The 20,567-nt window shown below is 40.5% G+C and carries 21 protein-coding genes; 16 read left to right on the forward strand and 5 right to left on the reverse strand.

Translation table 11 applies throughout. From position 1 onward, the window contains the following. The first annotated feature begins 76 nt into the window (after positions 1 to 76). The 10 genes from HWQ39_RS33060 (at position 77) to HWQ39_RS33105 (ending at position 13,430) form a co-directional block, all read left to right on the forward strand. Positions 77 to 1,258, forward strand: a complete 1,182-nt coding sequence (locus HWQ39_RS33060; protein ID WP_292854245.1) for an acyl-CoA dehydrogenase family protein — start codon at positions 77 to 79, stop codon at positions 1,256 to 1,258. Between the two features lie 142 nt (positions 1,259 to 1,400). After that, the gene (locus HWQ39_RS33065) at positions 1,401 to 2,222 is read left to right on the forward strand and encodes a class I SAM-dependent methyltransferase (RefSeq protein WP_292854247.1); all 822 of its coding nucleotides are present in this window, start codon (positions 1,401 to 1,403) and stop codon (positions 2,220 to 2,222) included. Positions 2,223 to 2,687: 465 nt separating this feature from the next. Continuing rightward, entirely contained in the window at positions 2,688 to 3,716 is a 1,029-nt protein-coding gene (locus tag HWQ39_RS33070; RefSeq protein WP_292854249.1) for an aliphatic sulfonate ABC transporter substrate-binding protein, read from the forward strand. Between the two features lie 372 nt (positions 3,717 to 4,088). Then, a complete protein-coding gene (locus HWQ39_RS33075; protein WP_292854251.1) occupies positions 4,089 to 5,198 on the forward strand; it encodes an aliphatic sulfonate ABC transporter substrate-binding protein in 1,110 nt (369 codons plus the stop codon). A gap of 37 nt (positions 5,199 to 5,235) precedes the next feature. Then, on the forward strand, positions 5,236 to 6,099 hold the full coding sequence (locus tag HWQ39_RS33080; protein WP_292854253.1) for a TauD/TfdA family dioxygenase: 864 nt from the start codon (positions 5,236 to 5,238) through the stop codon (positions 6,097 to 6,099). Positions 6,100 to 6,613: 514 nt separating this feature from the next. After that, positions 6,614 to 7,702, forward strand: coding sequence for a sulfonate ABC transporter substrate-binding protein (locus tag HWQ39_RS33085; RefSeq protein WP_292854255.1), 1,089 nt, complete (start codon positions 6,614 to 6,616; stop codon positions 7,700 to 7,702). A 304-nt stretch (positions 7,703 to 8,006) separates the two neighbouring features. Further along, positions 8,007 to 9,044, forward strand: a complete 1,038-nt coding sequence (locus tag HWQ39_RS33090; protein ID WP_292854257.1) for an aliphatic sulfonate ABC transporter substrate-binding protein — start codon at positions 8,007 to 8,009, stop codon at positions 9,042 to 9,044. A 315-nt stretch (positions 9,045 to 9,359) separates the two neighbouring features. After that, positions 9,360 to 10,403 carry an aliphatic sulfonate ABC transporter substrate-binding protein gene (locus HWQ39_RS33095; RefSeq protein ID WP_292854259.1) on the forward strand — a complete coding sequence of 348 codons (1,044 nt, stop codon included), beginning with the start codon at positions 9,360 to 9,362 and terminating at the stop codon, positions 10,401 to 10,403. Between the two features lie 357 nt (positions 10,404 to 10,760). Then, positions 10,761 to 11,045, forward strand: a complete 285-nt coding sequence (locus HWQ39_RS33100; protein WP_292854261.1) for a hypothetical protein — start codon at positions 10,761 to 10,763, stop codon at positions 11,043 to 11,045. 186 nt (positions 11,046 to 11,231) lie between these two features. Then, positions 11,232 to 13,430 carry a CHASE2 domain-containing serine/threonine-protein kinase gene (locus HWQ39_RS33105; protein WP_292854263.1) on the forward strand — a complete coding sequence of 733 codons (2,199 nt, stop codon included), beginning with the start codon at positions 11,232 to 11,234 and terminating at the stop codon, positions 13,428 to 13,430. A 145-nt stretch (positions 13,431 to 13,575) separates the two neighbouring features. Here HWQ39_RS33105 and HWQ39_RS33110 read toward each other — a convergent pair whose 3' ends face one another. Beyond that, on the reverse strand, positions 13,576 to 13,740 hold the full coding sequence (locus HWQ39_RS33110; protein WP_292854265.1) for a hypothetical protein: 165 nt from the start codon (positions 13,738 to 13,740) through the stop codon (positions 13,576 to 13,578). 603 nt (positions 13,741 to 14,343) lie between these two features. On the opposite strand from HWQ39_RS33110, the gene HWQ39_RS33115 reads away from it, so the two are divergent. Both HWQ39_RS33115 and HWQ39_RS33120 read left to right on the forward strand, forming a co-directional pair. Continuing rightward, positions 14,344 to 15,000, forward strand: coding sequence for a hypothetical protein (locus HWQ39_RS33115; RefSeq protein WP_292854267.1), 657 nt, complete (start codon positions 14,344 to 14,346; stop codon positions 14,998 to 15,000). Then, positions 14,990 to 15,136, forward strand: a complete 147-nt coding sequence (locus tag HWQ39_RS33120) for a hypothetical protein (RefSeq protein WP_292854269.1) — start codon at positions 14,990 to 14,992, stop codon at positions 15,134 to 15,136. The genes HWQ39_RS33115 and HWQ39_RS33120 overlap by 11 nt, the downstream gene beginning before the upstream one ends. A 38-nt stretch (positions 15,137 to 15,174) precedes the next feature. Here the strand turns inward: HWQ39_RS33120 and HWQ39_RS33125 are convergent, their stop codons facing one another. Together HWQ39_RS33125 and HWQ39_RS33130 are read right to left on the reverse strand one after the other, a co-directional pair. Then, entirely contained in the window at positions 15,175 to 16,074 is a 900-nt protein-coding gene (locus HWQ39_RS33125; protein WP_292854271.1) for an undecaprenyl-diphosphate phosphatase, read from the reverse strand. A gap of 159 nt (positions 16,075 to 16,233) precedes the next feature. Then, positions 16,234 to 16,428: an HAD hydrolase family protein gene (locus tag HWQ39_RS33130; RefSeq protein WP_292854273.1), complete on the reverse strand. Its 195-nt coding sequence runs from the start codon at positions 16,426 to 16,428 to the stop codon at positions 16,234 to 16,236. Positions 16,429 to 16,438: 10 nt separating this feature from the next. On the opposite strand from HWQ39_RS33130, the gene HWQ39_RS33135 reads away from it, so the two are divergent. Genes HWQ39_RS33135 through HWQ39_RS33150 form a run of 4 tightly spaced genes read left to right on the forward strand, consistent with a single transcriptional unit; the run spans position 16,439 to position 17,730 of the window. Beyond that, positions 16,439 to 16,678: a hypothetical protein gene (locus tag HWQ39_RS33135; protein WP_292854275.1), complete on the forward strand. Its 240-nt coding sequence runs from the start codon at positions 16,439 to 16,441 to the stop codon at positions 16,676 to 16,678. 43 nt (positions 16,679 to 16,721) lie between these two features. After that, positions 16,722 to 17,072, forward strand: a complete 351-nt coding sequence (locus tag HWQ39_RS33140; protein ID WP_292854277.1) for a metalloregulator ArsR/SmtB family transcription factor — start codon at positions 16,722 to 16,724, stop codon at positions 17,070 to 17,072. Further along, positions 17,056 to 17,553: an SRPBCC domain-containing protein gene (locus tag HWQ39_RS33145; protein ID WP_292854279.1), complete on the forward strand. Its 498-nt coding sequence runs from the start codon at positions 17,056 to 17,058 to the stop codon at positions 17,551 to 17,553. The genes HWQ39_RS33140 and HWQ39_RS33145 overlap by 17 nt, the downstream gene beginning before the upstream one ends. Before the next feature lie 21 nt (positions 17,554 to 17,574). Beyond that, complete coding sequence (locus HWQ39_RS33150) at positions 17,575 to 17,730, forward strand: hypothetical protein (RefSeq protein WP_292854281.1); 156 nt, start codon at positions 17,575 to 17,577, stop codon at positions 17,728 to 17,730. A 103-nt stretch (positions 17,731 to 17,833) separates the two neighbouring features. Here HWQ39_RS33150 and HWQ39_RS33155 read toward each other — a convergent pair whose 3' ends face one another. Both HWQ39_RS33155 and HWQ39_RS33160 read right to left on the reverse strand, forming a co-directional pair. Continuing rightward, entirely contained in the window at positions 17,834 to 17,974 is a 141-nt protein-coding gene (locus tag HWQ39_RS33155) for a hypothetical protein (RefSeq protein ID WP_292854283.1), read from the reverse strand. Positions 17,975 to 18,208: 234 nt separating this feature from the next. Then, positions 18,209 to 20,566 (reverse strand): CHASE2 domain-containing protein, encoded by a 2,358-nt coding sequence (locus HWQ39_RS33160; protein ID WP_292854285.1) that lies wholly within the window; start codon positions 20,564 to 20,566, stop codon positions 18,209 to 18,211. Position 20,567: the final 1 nt, after the last annotated feature.

Below are 20,567 nucleotides of genomic sequence, written 5' to 3' on the forward strand. Positions count from 1 at the left end.
TGCCCACTCTACATTTCTCTAAATTCTGTGTCTGATTGCTGCCTACTGCCGAAACAATACCAAGGATGATTTGATTATGGTGCTAGATATTACAAAACCAAAGGATTACGTTGACCTAGCAACTTCTCTATCCAAGGAACTTGCTCAATCCGCAGTTGAACGGGATGCTAAAGCCGGAGTTCCAGAAGAGGAAATTAATAAACTGCGTGAAAGTGGTTTGTTGCCACTGATTGTACCCAAGCAATATGGTGGCATTGGTGCAACTTGGATTGATGCTTTAAAAATTGTCAGAAAGTTATCAAAAGCCGATGGTTCAATTGGTCAGTTGTATGGTAATCATCTCAATTTGACAGCTTTGGGTCACGTTTCCGGCACAGCAGATCAAAAAGAAAAATATTATAGAGAAACTGCCAAGAATAACTTATTTTGGGCAAATGCTATTAATACAAAGGATACTAGGCTGAAAATTAATCCAGAAGGTGAGAATTTTCGGGTTAATGGTGTTAAAAGCTTTGGTACCGGTATTTCCGTTGCCGATTATCGGGTATTCTCCGCTTTAGAAGATGGCGTAGAATTGCCCTTCATATTCATAATTCCCAAAGACAGAGAAGGGTTAGTTTCTAATCAAGATTGGGACAACATCGGGCAACGTCGTACTGATAGCGGAAGTTATACATTTAACAATGTCTTAGTAGAGAAAGATGAGATTTTGGGGCCACCAAATCCTCCTGATAGTGCCTTCTCAACTTTCCTTGGGATTATTGCCCAGCTAACAAAAACCAACGTTTATCTGGGAATTACTAAAGGAGCCTTTGCCGCCGCTCGTGAATATACTAAAACTACTACTCAACCGTGGATTACATCGGGGGTAGATAGTGCGACTAAAGACCCCTATATTCTGCATCATTACGGGGATTTTTGGCTAGAAATTCAAGCTGCGATCGCACTAGCTGACCAAGCAGCCGAGAAGGTGCAAGCAGCCTGGGAAAAAGATGCAGAACTCACTCATCAGGAGAGAGGAGAAGTTGCGATCGCAGTTTCCGCAGCTAAAGCATTAGCGACCCGTGTAGGTATAGATATTACCAACCGTATCTTTGAAGTTACGGGAACCCGCGCCACAGCAACCAAATATGGATTTGATCGTTACTGGCGAGATTTGCGAACCTTTACCCTCCACGATCCTGTGGATTACAAATTGCGTGCGATCGGTGATTGGGTACTCAACGATCAGCTGCCCGTCATCACCCAATATTCTTAGGGGATTGGGAATGGGAACGGGAACCAAGGAAGAGTTTTCCCAATGCCCAATATTCAAGCTGTCTACTCGCTGTTTTGTAGGGTGGGCGTTATGTAATTCCACCTTACTTACCTAAATCCAAAATCTAAAATCCAAAATTGATATGACTCAACTAAAAACACTTCCTACTTACGACCCAAGTTTATTTGAGGGAGCCGCAGAGGGCTACGCTCAATATAGAACCAAATACCCATCTGTTGTATTCGACAAATTAGCCGAAATATTTAATCTCAATGGTGAAGGACGACTCCTTGATTTAGGTACTGGCCCAGGATTAATTTCAATTGGTCTACGAACCAAATTTGAAGAAGTTGTGGCGATCGATCCCGATCCCGGTATGATTGCAGAAGCCAAACGGCAAGCAGCAACAGTCGGAGCAAATAATATTACTTGGTTAGAGCAAGGAGCAGAGTTAATCGACTCTAGTTTAGGGAAATTTAAGTTAACCACAATTGGTAGAGCCTTCCACTGGATGGAACGCGAATTAGTCCTTGAACGCCTTTATGAATTGCTAACTGATGATGGTGCATTAGTACTGCTTCAGACTGGTGATAACCCTTGGGAAAGTAATCTACCTTGGAAACAAGCTGCTGTTGGAGTAGTGAAAAAGTGGTTAGGTGATGAGCGACGAACTGGACAACGAGGACAAGGTATTCGTAAGCCAGTCGATCCTCCTCATGAAGTTGTAATTGGCAATTCGGCTTTTGCTCGTCAAGAAACCTATGAAGTGCCATTTGAAAAATCTTGGACTGTCGATAGCTATCTCGGCTATTTATACACTACAGCCTTCTCTCTGAAAATTTTCTATGGTGATAATGCCCCAGCATTTGAAAAGGATCTTAGAGAAGCGCTACTAGCAGTTGAGCCGTCTGGACATTTTACAGAAGAACTCGAAGCTACAATTCTAGTCGCTTGGAAGCACTAGCAAAATTGAACACGAATGAAACTCTGTTTTATTCACAAATTTCAATCTTCCACTAGCACCACTTTGGAGTGGGTCTTTCTCACTCCACTTCCTAAATTTTTCCTCTTAAGCTAATAAAACATCTAAATTGCATAATAGAATTAAACATAACTTTTGTGGGGTGGGCAACATGAGCGCCCAGCTTATGCGATTTAAATATGGAGCAGCTTAACTATTAAATTCTCAGTTCCTCGAGTCGTTACAGAGTGGGTCATACCCACTCTCTTTTCTAACTTCAGATATAAAAAATTATTTTTATTTATTAAAAAATTGTCCTCAATGACCTGTAAACATGATAAAAGTGGATTTCATGAAAGTAGTCATAGATACTATGACCACTTTTGAAATCTGAATTATCAATAAAATTCAGTCCAACAAAAATAAAAACTAAAAATATCCACTTACCCCAAGAAATTACATTGAATCATGTTCAGAAGCTACAGAAAGTCATGGTTGCCTGCGAGTATAGCTCGTTATTTTTTGCTGGCGTTTACGACTTTTCTGTTAGTGACAGGTTGTAGCTCTCCAAGTACTCAAAGCAATACTCCCAAAGTTGAGCCAACTACTGCAAGCTCAAAAAAACTAGAGGTGATCAACATCGGTCATCAGAGTGGTACACCAGGTCTGAACCTACTGAAAGCTCAGGGCTATTTGGAAAAGCGCTTTGCTGCTGATGGCATTGCTATCAAGTGGATACAATTTCGCGGCGGTCCACCAATGATGGAAGCAATGGCCGCAAACAGTGTTGATATTGGTAACGTTGGAAATCTACCACCAATTTTTGCTCAAGCTGGTGATAATCCCATTGTTTATGTTGCTGCAACTGGTTCCAACGCAGGCGCTCAAGCAGTTATTGTTCGTAAGGATTCACCAATCAAAACTCTTGCAGAACTCAAGGGTAAGAAAGTTGCGATCCAAAAAGGAACAGCCCTGCAATATTTGCTTTTGAAAGCTATAGCAAGTGCCGGATTAACTCTCAATGATATTCAACCTGCTTACCTAACTATTCCAGAAAGTCAGGTTGCTTTTGAAGGTGCCAAGGTTGATGTGTTACCCACTAGCGATCCGTTTTATGCTCGGAAAGAGCCAGCAAATGAAATACGAGTTCTAGCCAAAGGTTCTGATGTCGCCCCCCAAAGAGCCTACTATATCGCTACACGCAATTTTTCTGAAAATCACCCCGACTTAGTGAAGATAATCTTGGAAGAACAAAGAAAAGCAGAAGAATGGGCTAAAGCTAACCCCAATGAAGTTGCTAACTTATTGGCAGCGCAAACTAAAGAAGAACCAGGAGTCTGGAAATGGGCTTTAGAGAGACGGCCTATCTTGGGTGTGTTTGATATAACTGATGAGTTTGTAGCTGAACAACAGCAAGTAGTTGACCTTTTCTACAGTCAAAAGCTGATTCCTAAAACTTTTCAAGTCAAAGATGCAGTATGGAAACCTAAAAATTGATTTATTACAGCAGTTTTCATGTATTTAAACCACATCTTTCGTAGGGGCACAGCAATGCTGTGCCCCTACCACGTGGTCTATTTAAAAGAGAAGTCATAATTATTGGAGGCTGTACAGCACTTTTTACGATCAACAGTGCTGTACAGCTTTTGTATTTACTTTTGATAGCTTGACATAAGTTTGATGACAATGATCTTAATAGCTTGATATGAATAAATATCGTGATTTATTAATAGATATTTTTAATTACAGAAAAATATTTAATTAGTCCAATTTTCAACTATATTAATAAGCAAGAGTTTTTTTGGCTATTTAGCTCGTAATTAATCATAATCGTTCTGACCACGGATAAAGGAATAAATAAAACAACCCATGCCAGCTTTAAAAGGAAAGTTTGAATTCAGGAAAAGTCAGAGAACAACGCGTCGTTCGCTGTTGTTTACTTTGGGCTACTGCTTAATGCTATCTACAGTCTTATCGAGTTGTGGTGAAGCCAAAAATAACACTCAGCAGTCAACAGCTACCCCTGAGTCTACCGCTTCTTCATCTAGTACTACAGAAAAGTCAACTGAGAAGCAAGTCGTGCGGATTGTACGTTCTAAACAACTTACCGCTTTAGCAGTTCTAGAAAAACAGGGTTCCTTGGAAAAGCGATTAGAGCCTCTGGGTTTTAAAGTACAGTGGCCTGAGTTTGCGGCTGGGCCACAACAGCTAGAAGCTCTGAATGCCAATGGACTAGATATCGCATCTACAGCCGAATCGCCTCCTGTATTTTCGCAAGCAGCAGGAGCGCCTCTTGTTTATCTATCTACTACACGCCCCAGTGGTAAAGCTATTTCACTTTTAGTTCCGGTGAACTCTCCGATTAAAAGTGTTGCTGATTTGAAAGGTAAAAAAGTGGCTTTCCAGAAAGCTTCCATCGGTCACTACTTATTAGTTAAAGCATTAGAAGATGCCGGACTGAAATTAAGCGATGTCCAATCAGTTTTTCTCACACCGCCAGATGCAAATGCCGCATTTAGTCAGAGTAAGGTGGATGCTTGGTATATTTGGGAGCCATTCGCTACTAGAAATGTACAAAATAAAATCGCTCGTGTTTTAGCAGATGGTGGTAAGTTACGGGATACTGGCAACTTTTACTCAACCTCGCGCCAGTTTTATCAGGCTCATCCTGACGTGATCAAAGTGTTTCTAGAGGAGCTAGAAAAAGCAGAAATCTGGACTAAGGATCATCCTAAAGAAGTTGCACAATTACTTGCTCCTGTGACTCAGCTAGATGTACCAACTCTAGAAATAATGCATAAGAAATATGACTATGGGTTGTTACCAATCACTGATAAAACTATTACCAAGCAACAGGAAGTTGCAGATAAATGGTACAGCTTAGGACTTATCCCCAAGAAGGTGAATGTTAAAGAGGGGTTTTTGACACCTGAAGAGTACGCCAAAATTACTCCTTCAGAGGTTCTAGCGAATAAGTAGTTATCCTCAGGAAGAAACTAAAACACAGGAGAATATTATGTCTACCTCGACTTTGACAGCAGTTAAAATTAGGTCTATTGATGCCCCTTTGGGAGCTATCGTTACCGATCTCGATGCTAGTCAAGCGATCGCACCTGAAGTTATACTACAACTTAAGGAAGCTCTACGCGATCGCCACATCTTAATCTTCAAAGACCAGAAGCTCTCCGATCAACAACTTTTAAACTTTTCTCTATACTTTGGCGCACTCTTTGTACCATCTGATGAAACTCCAGTATTGGCTTCTAAACCAGGAGAAACTCCGGTAGTGATTCCGATTTCCAATGTTGATGGTGGCTATACCGGTACTGGAGAATTAACTTTCCATTCTGACCACAAATGGACTCCTACCCCATCTAGTGGTTCGCTTCTTTATGCATTGGAAATACCAACTCATGGTGGAGATACTTATTGGTTAAACACCAATTTAGCTTATGAAGCATTAGATGAAGCTACCAAAGAACGGATTGCAGATTTGCAGTTAATTACCTACAACCCATTTTTGCAAGACCGAAATGCACCCCGCTCTTTGTATCGTTTAGATAAGAATATTCCTTTAATCAGTCCAGTCTTTCCCCATCCTTTAGTTAGGACACATCCAGATAGTGGGAAAAAACATCTTTACTTAGATGCTGCTACAGAAGTGGAAATTGTTGGGTTAGATCCGGAAGAAGGATCTAAACTAATTGAACAGTTAAGGCAACATCTCAATCAACCCAAGTTCTACTACCAACACAAATGGTCAGTAGGTGATATTGTCTACTGGGATAATCAAGCTACTTTGCATTACCGTCAAGCATTTGATCCGAATGAGCGACGAGTATTGAAGCGGGTTAGCCTTGCAGGTAGTCGTCCCTTTTAGGCTTTATACCTCAAAAAATTAAGCTAATGCGCCTTCAAATTTTGCATTTTGTTAAGGTAATCAAGAGTCATTAAATGCTGATTATTCATGCGCTTTTTCAATAAGAATACCCAACTTAATTCTGATGACTGACGCATGTATTCTGTTCAATAAATAAGATCCCCGACTTCTTTAAGAAGTCGGGGACTTGTGGGCTGAAGTTCTTAGCAGTCAAATAGGATTGCTAGAGTGATCTTGATATAAATAAGTAAAAGCTTCATAAAACTTTTTTAAGTATCAGACTATATGCTTATAAAGATTAATAGATAAAAATATTACTTTTTTGTTTAAAACTAGTGTTGATGAATACTTTATTTTAAAAACATATTAGGTAGAATTTATACTGAAGTTGATAGTTGTTTGCAGTTATGATAAACAACAATAATTATTAAATCTTCAATTTTAAAAACTGGACAATTTAAGTTATTAACTGATGTTTTTGTATCAGTAAGTAATACAAACAAGAGGTGTAAAAATGTTTAACGATTTTGTAATAACCAAAACAACAATAATTAGCAGACTAGCATTATTTGTAATGCCTGGTTTTCTAGCTTTATCTACTACTTTAGTCAGTTGTACGTCAACTGTACCTAACACAAATACGGGTACAGTTCCTAAAGCAGAACCAGCCGGGGAAAAGACTATAACTTTTAAAACAAAGGTACTGCGAATAGGATATCAAAGCTCTGGTGATTTAGTTAGAGTCACAGGAGTTTTAGAAAAACGTTTAGAGCCTTTGGGTTTGAAAGTAGAGTGGTCACAATTTGCTCAAGGGCCACAACTCATGGAAGCGATGAATGTGGGCAAAATTGATATTGGTTCAGTAGGAGAAACGCCTCCGATCTTTGCCCAAGCTGCGGGTGCAAAAATTATTTACTTGGCTGGTAGAAGACTTGGCCCTAATTCCGGGAAAGGTAGTGCGATCGCAGTTCCAAAAGGTTCTCCAATTAAAACTTTAGCTCAAATTAAAGGTCAAAAAGTAGTTTTTCAAAAAGGTTCGGCTGCTCACTATTTTATTATCAAAGCCTTAGAAGAGGTGAATCTCAAATATAGTGATATTAAAGTTCTGAGTATGCCCAATGTCGAAGCACGTGGGGCATTTATTCAGGGGGCTATTCCAGTTTGGGTAACTGGCGATCCTCATTTAGCTTTGGTAGAAAAACTTCACGGTGCCCGTGTATTGCGAGATGCTACAAATATTGGCACTCCAGGGGGCTATTACATAGGAACACGTGAGTTTACTAAGGAAAATCCCGAATTAGTTCGCATCATTCTAGAAGAAATTGACAAAAATGGTCAATGGGCAGAAGCGAATCGAAAAGAAGTAGCCAAACTTATAGCACCTGTACTGAAAATTGATTTACCCATTCAGGAAATAATTTCTAGCCGTGCTACTTATCGGCTGAGAGGAATTACCCCACAACTAATGCAAAGCCAACAAAGTGTTGCTGATTTGTTCTATAACGAAAAAATCTTACCCAAAAAGATTGATATTAAAGAAGCACTGCTAACACCTCAAGAATATGCAGCTATCACCCCTGAAACACTCATCAGTGAAAAATAAGGATTGAATTGGGGATTGAGAATATTTGCATGGGGATTTAGGCTCCAAGTAAATCTCAATAATATTTTATTCTCCAGTACTTCTCAGAGTTGGGAAAGTGGTGCGATCGCAATGAAGTTTTACAATTGCATCTACTTACTTAAAACGCCAATTTACTAGTATCAAATATAAATTTGTCAAGTTGTATTTTAATGCTTAATTGGTGTTCTAGGAGGTTGATATAGCAACTTCCAATCATCTTACTGACTATTAAAAGTAAGCCTGGTAAATGAAAAAATAATACTTAGGAGTAAAATCTTAACTGATGAACAAACCATTTCAACAGCAACGGCGCACGCTTTTAAAGCGTATTGTCCAATATTCAGCACTGGGGCTATTTGCTTTATCTGCTCCTTTTGTGGGTAGTTTGGTGCAAAATTCTCAAGCACAAACAAGACCTGGAATAAATACAAAATCAGTCAGCTTGGCTTATCAAACTTCTGGGGATATTGTCAAGATTAGAGGAGCTGTAGAGCCACGTCTGAAGGCTCTTGGTATTTCTGTAAATTGGATACCATTTCCAGCTGGGCCGCAACTGTTGGAAGCAATGAATGCAAATAGGGTTGATATCGGTTCTGTGGGAGAGTCACCGCCAATCTTTGCCCAAGCAGCAGGCGCACAATTGGTCTATATTTCTGGACGCAAACCCAGCAAAGGTCAAAGTCAAGCAATTATAGTTCAAAAAGATTCTCCTATTAAGAAAGTTGCGGATCTTAAAGGTAAGAAAATTGTCTTTCAGAGGGGATCATCTGCACACTATTTAGTGCTTAGAGCTTTGAAAGAAGCAGGTTTAAAAATTAGTGATGTTCAGTCTATTAGTTTAACTCCAGCCGAAGCCCGCGACGCATTCCTTCAGAAAAAAATTGACGCTTGGGCAGTTTGGGACCCGAATTTGGCTTATGTACAAAAAAATGCTGGTGCCCGTACCCTAAGAGATTCAGCAAGAATATCTACTCAAGGGGGATTTTATCTGGCAAGACGTGATTTTGCTACCAAAAATCCAGAAGTGGTACGAATATTTTTAGAGGAAGTAGACAAACTGGGAGAATGGGCTGAAAAGAACCCAAGTGAAGTTGCAAAAATTCTTGCTCCTGAGTTGAAACTGGATGTATCCCTTTTAGAAGGTGTGGCACGTCGGCGTACTTTTCGTTTAACAAAACTGACACCTTCTGTAATTGCTGAACAACAGCGAGTTGCAGATGAGTATTTTGAAGCAAAACTCATTCCCCGCAAACTTGATATCAGGGAATTCTTACTTAGCCCCGAACAATATCAAGCTTCTACCCCTAAGCGGTTGCTTTAATTAATTACTAATTCGTAATTGTTAGGCTTAGAGATAGAGACCGTTTATAAAGTAAATCTGAAATTGTAGTAGTCTGGCAAGACTAAATTGTTGCAAAAAATTGTAGGTTGGGGAGCCACTGCGTTGCGCGGGTTCCCCGCGTTGTAGCAAGTGGCGTTGGAGGCTTTTCCAAAGCCAACATTCTGATATATCTTGGGTTGCGCTCCGCTTCACTCAACCTACGTCTAATGTACTATTTTAAGCTTGCCACACCACTACTTAATATTTACTTTATAACTAAGTTATTGAAAGTTAGATTACTAAAATATCCCAACCATGAAAATACCATTTTCACTACAACGCCGCACAGTTTTAAACCGTATTTTCCAATATTCTGTAGTGGGATTGTTTACTCTATCAACTCCCTTAGTAGGTAGCTTGATAAATAACACTCAAGCACAAACAAAACCCAGTTTTACTGCTAAAGTCATCAATTTGGCATATCAAACTTCTGGAGATATTGTCAAAGTTAAAAAAGTTGTTGAACCACGTTTCAAAGCATTGGGTGTGACTGTAAATTGGGTTGGGCCATTCCCAGCTGGGCCGCAATTAATTGAAGCGATGAACGCAGGTAGGGTGGATATCGGTAATGTGGGAGAGACACCTCCAATATTCTCCCAAGCCGCAGGTATAACCGAAGTTATCTATATTGCTGGACGCACCCCTAGTAAGGGTGAAAATCAAGGAATTGTCGTGAGAGCTAATTCTCCCATTAAAAAAATAGCCGATCTTAAAGGTAAAAAAATTGCTTTTCAGAGGGGATCGAATGCACACTATTTACTAGCAAAAGCTTTGAAAGAGGTGGGGTTAAAAATTAGCGATGTTCAAATTGTTGGTTTGACTCCATCTGAAGCCCGTGATGCCTTTATTCAAGATAAGGTTGAGGTTTGGGTGGCTAGTGACCCTTTTTTGGCTCTTGTGGAAAAAATTGTCCCGATTCGTAATTTGAGAAATGCAGCCAGAATTAATACTCTAGGGGGCTTTTATCTTGGTAGGCGTCAATTTGTCACTCAAAATCTGGAATTGGTGCGAGTATTTTTAGAGGAAGCAGATAAGGTAGGAGAATGGGCTGAAAAAAACCCAACGGATGTTGCAAAAGCTTTTGCGCCGGAACTGAAATTAGATGTATCTGTTTTAGAAAAGGTAGCACGCCGACGTACTTTTAGATTGAGAAAACTTACACCTGGGATTATTGCTGAACAACAAAAAGTTGCTGATTTCTATTTTCAAGAAAAAGTCATCCCCCGTAAGATAGATATCAGAGACGCGATCCTTCCAACTCAGCAATATCAAGCCATCACACCTCAACGTATCAGGTAGCTTGCTGTCTGCTCAAATCTTACCGAAGTATCACGCCAAAGTCTTGCCTGCCTTTAACTACGGGCGGGTGAGACGCTACAATTTCTGTCCCTGGTTTACTTCACCCTCAATCCCTCTCCTTATAAAGGAGAGGGAAGCTAGAGACAGGATGAGGTTTTGCATCTTATTTAATCCACGTTCCTAAGTTAAATATATTTTTATTTTTCTAAGATATATTGCACTATAGCAGATGCTATAACTCTGACTGCACCTATCTAGGTTTATAGAGGGTGTAAGTTGTTGATTATATACTACATCAATTATCATGCAAGCTATTTAAGCTAGTAATATAGTTGTTTTAATCCAAGGGATGAGAATATGAGGGTTTGGCTTGCCTGCTTTTTGGTGCTGTTTGCCTTGGCGGAACTGTTTGACTGGTTGCAAGAATTTAATCTGCCATTACCTATCTATATTTTGGGTGGCGCTTTTTTAGCTGTTGCTTCTAACTATGATAAAATCATAGGTTCATATTTTGCTGATTCAAGCATTGAAGCATCATTAGAACAACCTCAATTAGATTCATTAACTTCATCTACTAATCCGATTTCTTTTCCAATTGCTAGTTCTGTTGAAGATGCCCAAACATCTCAAACAGATGATTAGCGCTTGTTTTATAGTTGACACTGCGTGTAAGCTTGCTTTAAAAGTAGGAATACGCCCAAGTCTCTAACCAACGAGGAAATTGCTACATTAATAGAAAGCTGAGGTTAACTAGTTTTTAACCTAGATTCCGAAAATTAACTTCTGCGCCTGCAACATCTACCCAATTCAGGCTACCGCCCCAATGCCGTGATTAGTGGACTATTAGAAAAACTCCGTGTCCCCCTTGTCAAAGTTCAAGATTCTCGTGAAACTTCCAAGAGCAAAAGCTGGCTGCAAATTATTTTTGTTACTAGTTTAGGAGTTACTGCCTTTATTTGGGGAGTTCGGCAACTCAAATGGTTACAGCCTTGGGAGTTAAGAGTTTATGACCAGATGTTGCGATCGCGTCCAATACAAGCACCCGATCGGCGGATTTTGCTAGTCAAAATCACTGATGAGGATCTCAAACGAGAGAAATGGACTCTATCAGGTCGGACAATCAATCAGCTATTAAATAAAATAGAGTCTTATCAACCGCGAATTGTTGGTTTATATCTTTTCCAACCAGAAAACAATAATTTGGCGGCTAAGGAGCAAAATCAAGATCGCATTGTCAGCACTTGTTTGTTCAGCAGCTTGGGTAGAGATGAAATTCCACCACCACCCAACTTTCCTATAGATAATGTTGGTTTTAGCGATGTAGTTCCTGATAGTGAAAATGACCAAACTCTCCGCCGCAGTTTGTTATTCGCTTATTCTACAGACAAAAAATGTACAACATCATTTGCATTTGGGGCCCTAGTTGCAATTAATTATCTGGATAAACAAGGTATTAAATACAATTTCACTGAGAAAGGAGATTTTCAGTTAGGTAAAACCCTGTTTCCACGTTTACAACCTAATTCTGGTGGCTACCAACATTTGGATGCAGATGGCTATCAAATATTATTAAATTACCGTCACCCCAACAGCCTCGCCAACCAAGTAACCCTTAGAGATGTTCTTAGTGGTCGAGTAAATCCCAGCTTAATTAAAGACCGTCTGGTAATTATTGGCACCACAGCAGCTAATATGCCTCCAGGTGGCTTTTATACACCTTACAGCGCTTTACCAGACCAACCAGCCAGAATGCCTGCTCTGTTTATTCATGCACAGATAGCAAGTCAACTGATCAGTACAGTGTTGGATGGGCGATCGCTAATTTGGTATTGGCCAAATTGGGCGGAACTTGTTTGGATATGGAGTTGGTCGCTTTTAGGTAGTTTTTTAGCATGGCGGTGGCAAAATCCGCTGCTGTTGCTAGTGGTGGGAACGATAACTCTACTTAGTTTAGTAGTAATCTGTGTTGCTTTGTTTTTGCAAGCCGGATGGATACCGTTAATTCCCTCTGCTCTTGCCTTCGTAATTAGTAGTATCTGCGTGATTGCTTATACTAGCTATCAAAATCAGCGGCAAACTCAGGTGATTATTCTGCAAGTTGAAAAACAACAAGCAGCGATCGCTCAATTAAATGTCCTCTTAGAAGATAAAACAGCAGTTCCCGATTCCTATCTTGACTTTCCTCCCCCAGTTGATTCACGAGAAACAAAATCGGGTGATTTGCTTTTGAGTGGACGCTACAAAATCTCTCAAACTCTCGGTGCTGGCGGATTTGGTCGCACTTATTTAGCACAGGATACTCAACGACCGGGTAATCCGATTTGTGTAGTTAAAAAGTTAATGCCAGCCCGTCAAGATACAAGATTTTTGCAAGTTGCCCGCAGGTTGTTTAATAGTGAAGCTGAAATTTTAGAATCTTTGGGTAAACATCATCAAATTCCCGAACTACTTGCTTATTTTGAAGATGACCAAGAATTTTATTTAATTCAACAATATATTGAAGGGCATACCCTAAACGAAGAATTACCACCTGTGCAGAATGTACAGAACGAATCATTTGTAATGGAGATGCTCAAAGAAGTTTTAGAAGTTCTAGAATTTGTTCATCAGCATCGAGTGATTCATCGTGATATCAAACCGACTAATATTATTAGATGCACTAAAGATAATCGGCTGGTATTGATTGACTTTGGTGCTGTGAAATTGATGCAACCATCGAGTAGTGAGCAAACAGAATTAGCCACAGTAGCCATCGGGACGCGAGGTTATGCACCTCCAGAACAATTTGCCGGTCATCCCCGCTTGTGCAGTGACATTTACGCTTTAGGAATGATTGCTATTCAAGCCATAGCTGGCATACCACCGCAAGAACTTCATCCAGATCCAGAAACGGGAAATGTGATGTGGCGGCAAACGGTGCAAGTGAGCGAAGGATTAGCGGCAATTTTAGATAAGATGGTTTGCTATCATTTTAGCGATCGCTATCAATCAGCCACCGAAGTTTTACAAGATTTAAAACGGATGTAGCCTTAGCGATTAGAAATCGCTGCTATACAAACGCAACCTTCTGCATTGTTATTGTATACTCTTACAATACCATTGTATCTACTGACAATACTATTGTTTTGGGTTACATTGCCATTGTTTTGACTAACAATGCCATTGTTTTGGGTTACATTGCGATTGCATCGGCTAACAATGCCATTGCATCGGTTAACAATGTTATTGTATCGGCTGACAATGCCATTGCATCGGCTAACAATGCCATTGTATCGACTGACAATGCGATTGTATGGGCTAACAATGCGATCGCATCGACTTGCAAAAATTTACTCACCCTAGTTTTAACTTATCTTCCCAATCCTCAGCGATGCTCTAAGCTTGCGTTGCCCTAAGCTTTGCCAAAGGGTCGAAGTGTCCCTAATTCAAAAAACCATACTTTCGCACTTCACTTTGCTTTCGGTAAAATTGCTAAAATACACTACAAAAGCAATACATGGTTGCGGCAAATGCTCAAGCGGCTTTGGCGGTGGATCGAAATGAAGATTTAGTTTTTCCAATCCCGAACGTAGGTATTTAGTTAATAAAGACTTTTCAAGTAGCAATACTTTGCCAATTTACGAGGCTTGATATAGAACAAACTTAATATTTTACAGGCTTCTTTTTGCCATCAAAAAAACTGAGTTAATAAAATCCTGTATAGTTTTGCGGAAGTAATTTTGACTTTCCTGTACATCTGGGTGAGGGTTATAGGTTTTGGTCAATAATTAAGCACATCATTGTGTTGGACTGTTTCAGCAAAAGTTAGACATCTCTGTTTTTAGCAAAGGTATTGTGAATCGTACACCCTTTACATCTAACCCAACACCAATACAGGCATTCTATCAACAAGTATCTATTCTCTTGTTTCACTCAACCTTATATTCATCTTAATTTGTCAATGGCTGTAACCAATAAATTCAAGTATGCTGAATTTATCAGGCTACTAGTGCAGATTCCACAGGAGATAGCTTTGTTCAATATCAACTTTTCTTTTTGTATCTGGTTAAAACAGCGTTATACAGTCATTGGAGTTTTATTGCTTGCTACGTCTATTACAGCTTGTAATAACTCTGCTACATCACAACTAGCATCTACCAATCGCCCAACGCTGGCAAATCTTTCGGACACCTCTAATCCATCTTCTCCACCCGCCTCTGGCACACAAAAGCCTGTAAATAACCAGTCTCAAGAACAACAAGCAGTCCAACTCATTCATGATTATTATGATGCCATCGCTCGCCAAGACTATAAACAAGCTTACTTGGCTTGGGATGGAGATGGTACTGCCAGTAAGCAATCATTTGAGGAATTTCAGCAGGGTTTTGCTAACACCGTATCCGTTGTTGAAGAAGTCGGAAAACCGGGTTCTTTAGAAGGAGCAACAGGCTCGCTATATATTGAAATTCCCGTTACTGTTACTTCTGTTACTAGCAATGGAACTCCACAGCGTTTTCATGGTAGCTATAAGCTGAGACGAGTCAATAACGTTCCTGGCTCAACTCCAAAGCAACGTAGATGGCATATCTACTCGGCCAATATTTCTCTTGAGCAGTAATTGGTTCTACGCCGCTTTGCTACCAACTATATCTGGCTTGTTGATGGGACTAGCCGGATTATTTAACTGGCGGCTATACCCCGATGCATTAACCAAATTACTGTCAGAAAATTTCAAACACAAGCTAGCAGAATAAAAGTTTGTGGGTAAAGTTGTTGAGCGACAAAGTTTAAATCAATTCTGTAACCAACCAAGCATCACAGCGACTATTAAAAATATACCCATCGCAAAACGGTAAAAAACGAAAATCCAAGTACTGTGTTTTTCCAAATAGTGTAAGAGTCCCCAAATCGCCAAAAAGGCGGAAATACTGGCACAGATTAAACCTACTAATAAAGTCAACCAGCCAGATGCGCTTAACCCAGCTTTAAATAGGGTGTGGAGTTCTACAGCACCTGCCAAAATCACTGCTGGTAAGCCCAACAGAAAAGAAAATCGCGCTGATGTTTCCCGTTCCATACCCAAGAACATCCCTGCGGTTAGGGTAGAACCAGAGCGAGAAACACCGGGAATCAAGGCAAAGGCTTGAGCAATTCCTACCAAAATGCCATCTCGAAGGGTTAGCTTGTCAAAGGTACGAGTGCCCCTTCTGCACTTTTCTGCGATCGCTAACAATCCAGACATAATAATAGAGGCTGCACTAATAACGATTAACCCTCGCATTGGTGAATTGCAGGCATTGAGAATCGGCTTGAGTAGTGCGCCTGTAACAATTATCGGCAGAGTTCCTAGCAATAAGCCCAACATTAATCGTAAAGAACTAGATTGATAATCTTGCCCAGTAATAGCTCTAAATGTCTCGCCTGTTAACTTTTTTAAGTCTTGCCAAAAATAAACCAAAACAGCCGTTAAGCTAGCTAACTGCATAGCTGCTGAAAAAGCAGATCCAGGATCTTGCATTCCCAGTAAAGTAGGTACTATCCGCAAATGGGCAGTACTACTAATAGGCAACAGTTCTGTAATTCCCTGAACAATACCCAAAAAGCTCACTTCAACCCAGCCGAGGTTAGCAAAGTCTAGATTTACTTCACTACCACTGCCGCAGCTTGTATTTGCCACTGCCAAAAACAGCATAATTTTTCAGGCTTAGAGAATTTACTTTTAATAAAGTATCGGTAAATCAACCAGCATCTATGACTTTGCTGCGACTAATGTATGGCATTTATATGAAATGTAGTAGATTCTATTGAGAATGGAATAATCTTATGGCTTAATTTGCCGCCATAGGCATGACTAATCTGAGGAAATGAGTTTTTCGATTAGTTCTATAACACCATCGCCTCGACTGCCATTAGTCACAAAATCCACGCGCTCTTTTAGCGTTGGCAAAGCATTGGCAACTGCTACTGAATAACCACAAATACTCAGGAAATCATGGTCATTCTCTGCATCGCCAATGCCGACTGCATCTTCAGGTGATAAATGCATATATTCCAATGTGAAACTGGAATCCGCGAAGATTTGGGAGTACTATGCAGCCGACCACATTCGCAGTGTTTATTATATTGCTGATATGAGTGGAGCTGTTTTGATATACGAAGCAACCAATCTAGAGTCAGTACAAGCAGCACTTACCCAACTACCAATGGTGCAATCTGGAGTACTGCAAACTGAGATTCGTTCCATTGCTACTTACACGCGGATTTCCCTTAAGTGGGCGCTTGACATTCTTCAATAGTACATTTAACCTAGTAGTTAATTAACCATTAGGTTAAACAAAAATGTCTAACGAACAACTGAGCCTTACCTTTGCTGCCCTAGCCGATCCTACACGGCGTGCAATTCTGGCTCACCTCGCCAAGGGTGAGGCATCGGTGAGTGAGTTAGCGAAGCCTTTTAAGATGAGTCTTCCTGCAATTTCAAAGCATCTCAAGGTGCTAGAACGTGCTGGACTGATCTCGCGGGGTCGCGAAGCTCAATGGCGACCCTGCCAGATTAAAGCACAGCCGCTCAGGGACGCGGCGGATTGGATTGAGCAATATCGTCAATTGTGGGAACAGAGGCTTGATCAGCTTGATAATTACCTGCACGAATTACAAACTCAGGAGAAACAAAATGAGCAACAAAAATGATGACACTGATGCTCAATCTCAACGTGACATCGTGATCACCCGCGTCTTGAAAGCGCCGCGCGAACTTGTGTTCCAAGCATGGACTGATCCTAAACACTTAGCGCAGTGGTGGGGGCCCAAAGGTTTCACAACCCGTGTGATTGAGATGGATCTGCGTCCCGGTGGGAAATGGCGCTACGTGATGACTGGCCCAGACGGCAGGGAGTACCCAGTTAAAGGTGTCTTTCGTGAAATCGTACCCTTTTATAAGATTGTTACCACTGATGAATTTGATGAAGGCTTTGAAAAGGTAGTGAACGTTGATTTGCCGAAGGAAATGGTTATAACAGTCATTTTCGAGGATTTAGATGGCAATACCAAACTCACGCTCCAGATTATACATGAGTCTATTGAGGATCGGCGTAAGCATGAACAGATGGGTGTGATCGAAGGGTGGAACTCCACTTTTGACTGCCTAGATGAGTTTTTGGCGAAAGCTTGAGTCTCTCTTGTTAGGGATGAGGTGCTTGTATGTTTATCTTCATCAAGCCGAGAAAAAGTTGATGCGATGCGATGGTTGCTCCCTGCACTTACCGCCGATGGAGCAACCTACAATGAACCACAAGACCACAGTTTTTTGTACGGACACGGGTTTGCTGACTTAAACTGTCATATTTAGGAAATTATTTACATGGAGCAAGCGCAATAAAGCCAGGTTGAAAATGCGATGTTTGAGGAATTAACACAGTCAACTATTCTATAACTTGAGTAAATCAAGCCATTCATTCAGTCCAATGCGGCGCATCTGTCACCAATTGAGCAAACCTTTCAGGGTCAACATCCTCAAACTCCAGCATCACACCCAACCGCTCATCAATCGTTAGGGTACTGAGTAATTCCTTTACTCTGTCAGAATTGACCACTTAAAGCTACTGAATTACTTGAAGTCGGAATGTCAGCAGATGCAGTTAATCAGCGATCGCATTTATAGGTTAAGGGACGGTGGCAAGTTTAGAAGCACCAGCAGAGGCAGTTTTGAAGTGTTTAGGAGAACTGAAGCGACCGTATTTGACAGCATTTGAGGAAGAAATTTTGAGTTTTATTGAAAGAAAATGTGTAACTAGAAAAAATTAACCTGCACTTATTCTGTAATAGGTCTATTGATTACGTTGGCCACTTAAAGAATATATATAATAAATAGCTACACTAACGCCACTAACTATCAAAACTAAAACTGATGGCACTATAGGTATCCAGACTCCTTGGAGCAACAGACCAAAGGATACACCATATAAAATGCAAACAGTTGCCACTCCTGCCAATCCCAATCTTAACCACGATCGAAATTGCCAAACAATTATGCCTCCAATTAACGACCAACCCCATACCCAAATAAATTCACCCCACTTTGGTAACATCCACAATAGTGGACGATTATCTAAAACGGCACTGAGAATCTGACTCACCATCTGTGCTTGAAGCATCACCCCTGGCATTTGATTATACGACCACTGACTGGCGCTATATGGTGTAGACCAATAATCATGAAAACTTTCAGCACTTGTACCAATGAGAATGATCCGATTCTTCACTAAATCAGAAGTGAGTTTATTGTTCAAAACATTTGCTAGAGTTACTTGTATAGCAGCTTGATGGGAAGAGCGATAATTAAGTAGCACTTGATGACCTAGATTATCGATTCTGTGATAGCCGCCGCTATTTGACTCTAAGTTTTTAAAGACAACATTCCCAAACTGCCAGTTTTTTTCTGTAGTTAGTTTGGACTGAATACCAAGAGCAAGCAAGTAACGATTTGCTAATTGAAAGCTAAAAGATTTATCAACGTTGCAGGGCGATGCAGGAGCCATAGCCAATATTTGACGGCGGATAATGCCATCGGGATCGGGTATAACGTCACTAAAACCCAAGTTTTGTTTGGGAACTTCAGGGGGTGGCGAAACACCACTGTTTTTGTTTTCCTCACTAACTTCGCATATTGCAAAAAAGCGATCGCTTTTTTGCATTAATTTAGATAACTTATTATACTTTTTATCTACGTGATTCTCTCGATAGATATCTAAGCCAATGACTCGCGGTTGAAACTGCTCTAATTTTTCTACAACTTGAGCTAGGGCGCGGTCTGATAGTGAAGCTCCACCTCTTTCTTTGGCTGGTTGCGATCGCACATCAGCTTCAGTGACGGTAACGACTAAAATACGTGGATCTTGTCCTTCATCAGGTCGCGATCGCATCATTGCATCAAAAGCCATAAGCTCCCATGACTGCAACATGCCAACGGAGCGCATCCCCATTATCAAGGCAGTCGTAACTATACTGACTTTAAAAATTGTCTCAATAATATTTCGGCTATGCCAGCTAGTAGGTTGAGAGTCTACTTTGTTCGCCAATACCAACGACATCGCCGTTGGATTTTGACACATCACTGGTAGCCAACTAGCACAGGGAAAGCTGCTTTCTAGACCCTGCAACTTTTCTATAGCTTCCCGCATCGCCAAATGGCAAGATTCTCCATTAGCAAAAGCCTCTAGAAAGTGCTTTAAAAATTCTTGAGCAACCCGATCTGGTACTGCTTCCCGCATGACAATCATTTGGGGAATGTGCAGCGATGCCAATTGTCGTACTAATCCTAGTCCATCACAGCAGTTAAAAATTGCCAATTGCAAACCCCTAGCGATCGCTGCTTTCAGTCCATTTTTTAACTGAGAAATTGTTAAACTATCAGTTTGATTGATATAAATTTGACCTATTTCACCATCAGCTTGACTCGAACCATGTCCGGCAAAAAAGAGAATATCCCAGCCTTTCTTGTCCCAAAGCCATTGATCTAACTCCCTGCGCTGTGGCTCAATCAGAAAAACAGTCTCCGTTTCTGGTAGTTGTTCAAGTATTGCCCGGTCTTGTTGAATATCAATTCCTTCACTATTACCAAGAATCGCTAATATTCTAAGTTTATTTGTAGTAGGTTTGCGTAATGGTTTAACTTCATCTACTTCAGGAGCGCTTAAACCAAATACTGCCTTATGGTAATCCTCAAAGAAATCCCATAAATGCCAGGGTAGCCGACGAACTTGGTCGTCTTCTGTTTCTAGAATAATCCGAATTTCTTCATGAGGATTTAACTTAGTGCGTAATTTCTGGTCAATGTTGCGAAATAGCTCAGATTTCAGCCAAACATTAATTTCATTTTGTAAATTGTCACATAAATTACTAAACTCAACAGAGGAAATATTAGTTATATCTTCTGTATCAATTTCAATACCTGCATCGTTTGACATATTTCTATGCCAACGTTGACCAGGGAAAAGAGTCTCATGCAGCAACAAATAGAGTAACTGCCAACGTCTGTAGAGTTCTATAAGTTCTAGAGCCGCAGGCAAGCTACCTGTAAATTGTATCGGTATAGGGTTGCTATAGTTGTACAACTGTGCTGTAACGGTAGCAAATCCCTGCTTCAAGTTACCCTTTCCTAAGTTCAACACGACTAATTTAGTCATG

The sequence above is a fragment of the Nostoc sp. NMS8 genome, from assembly GCF_017115045.1.
Lineage (GTDB): Bacteria > Cyanobacteriota > Cyanobacteriia > Cyanobacteriales > Nostocaceae > Nostoc.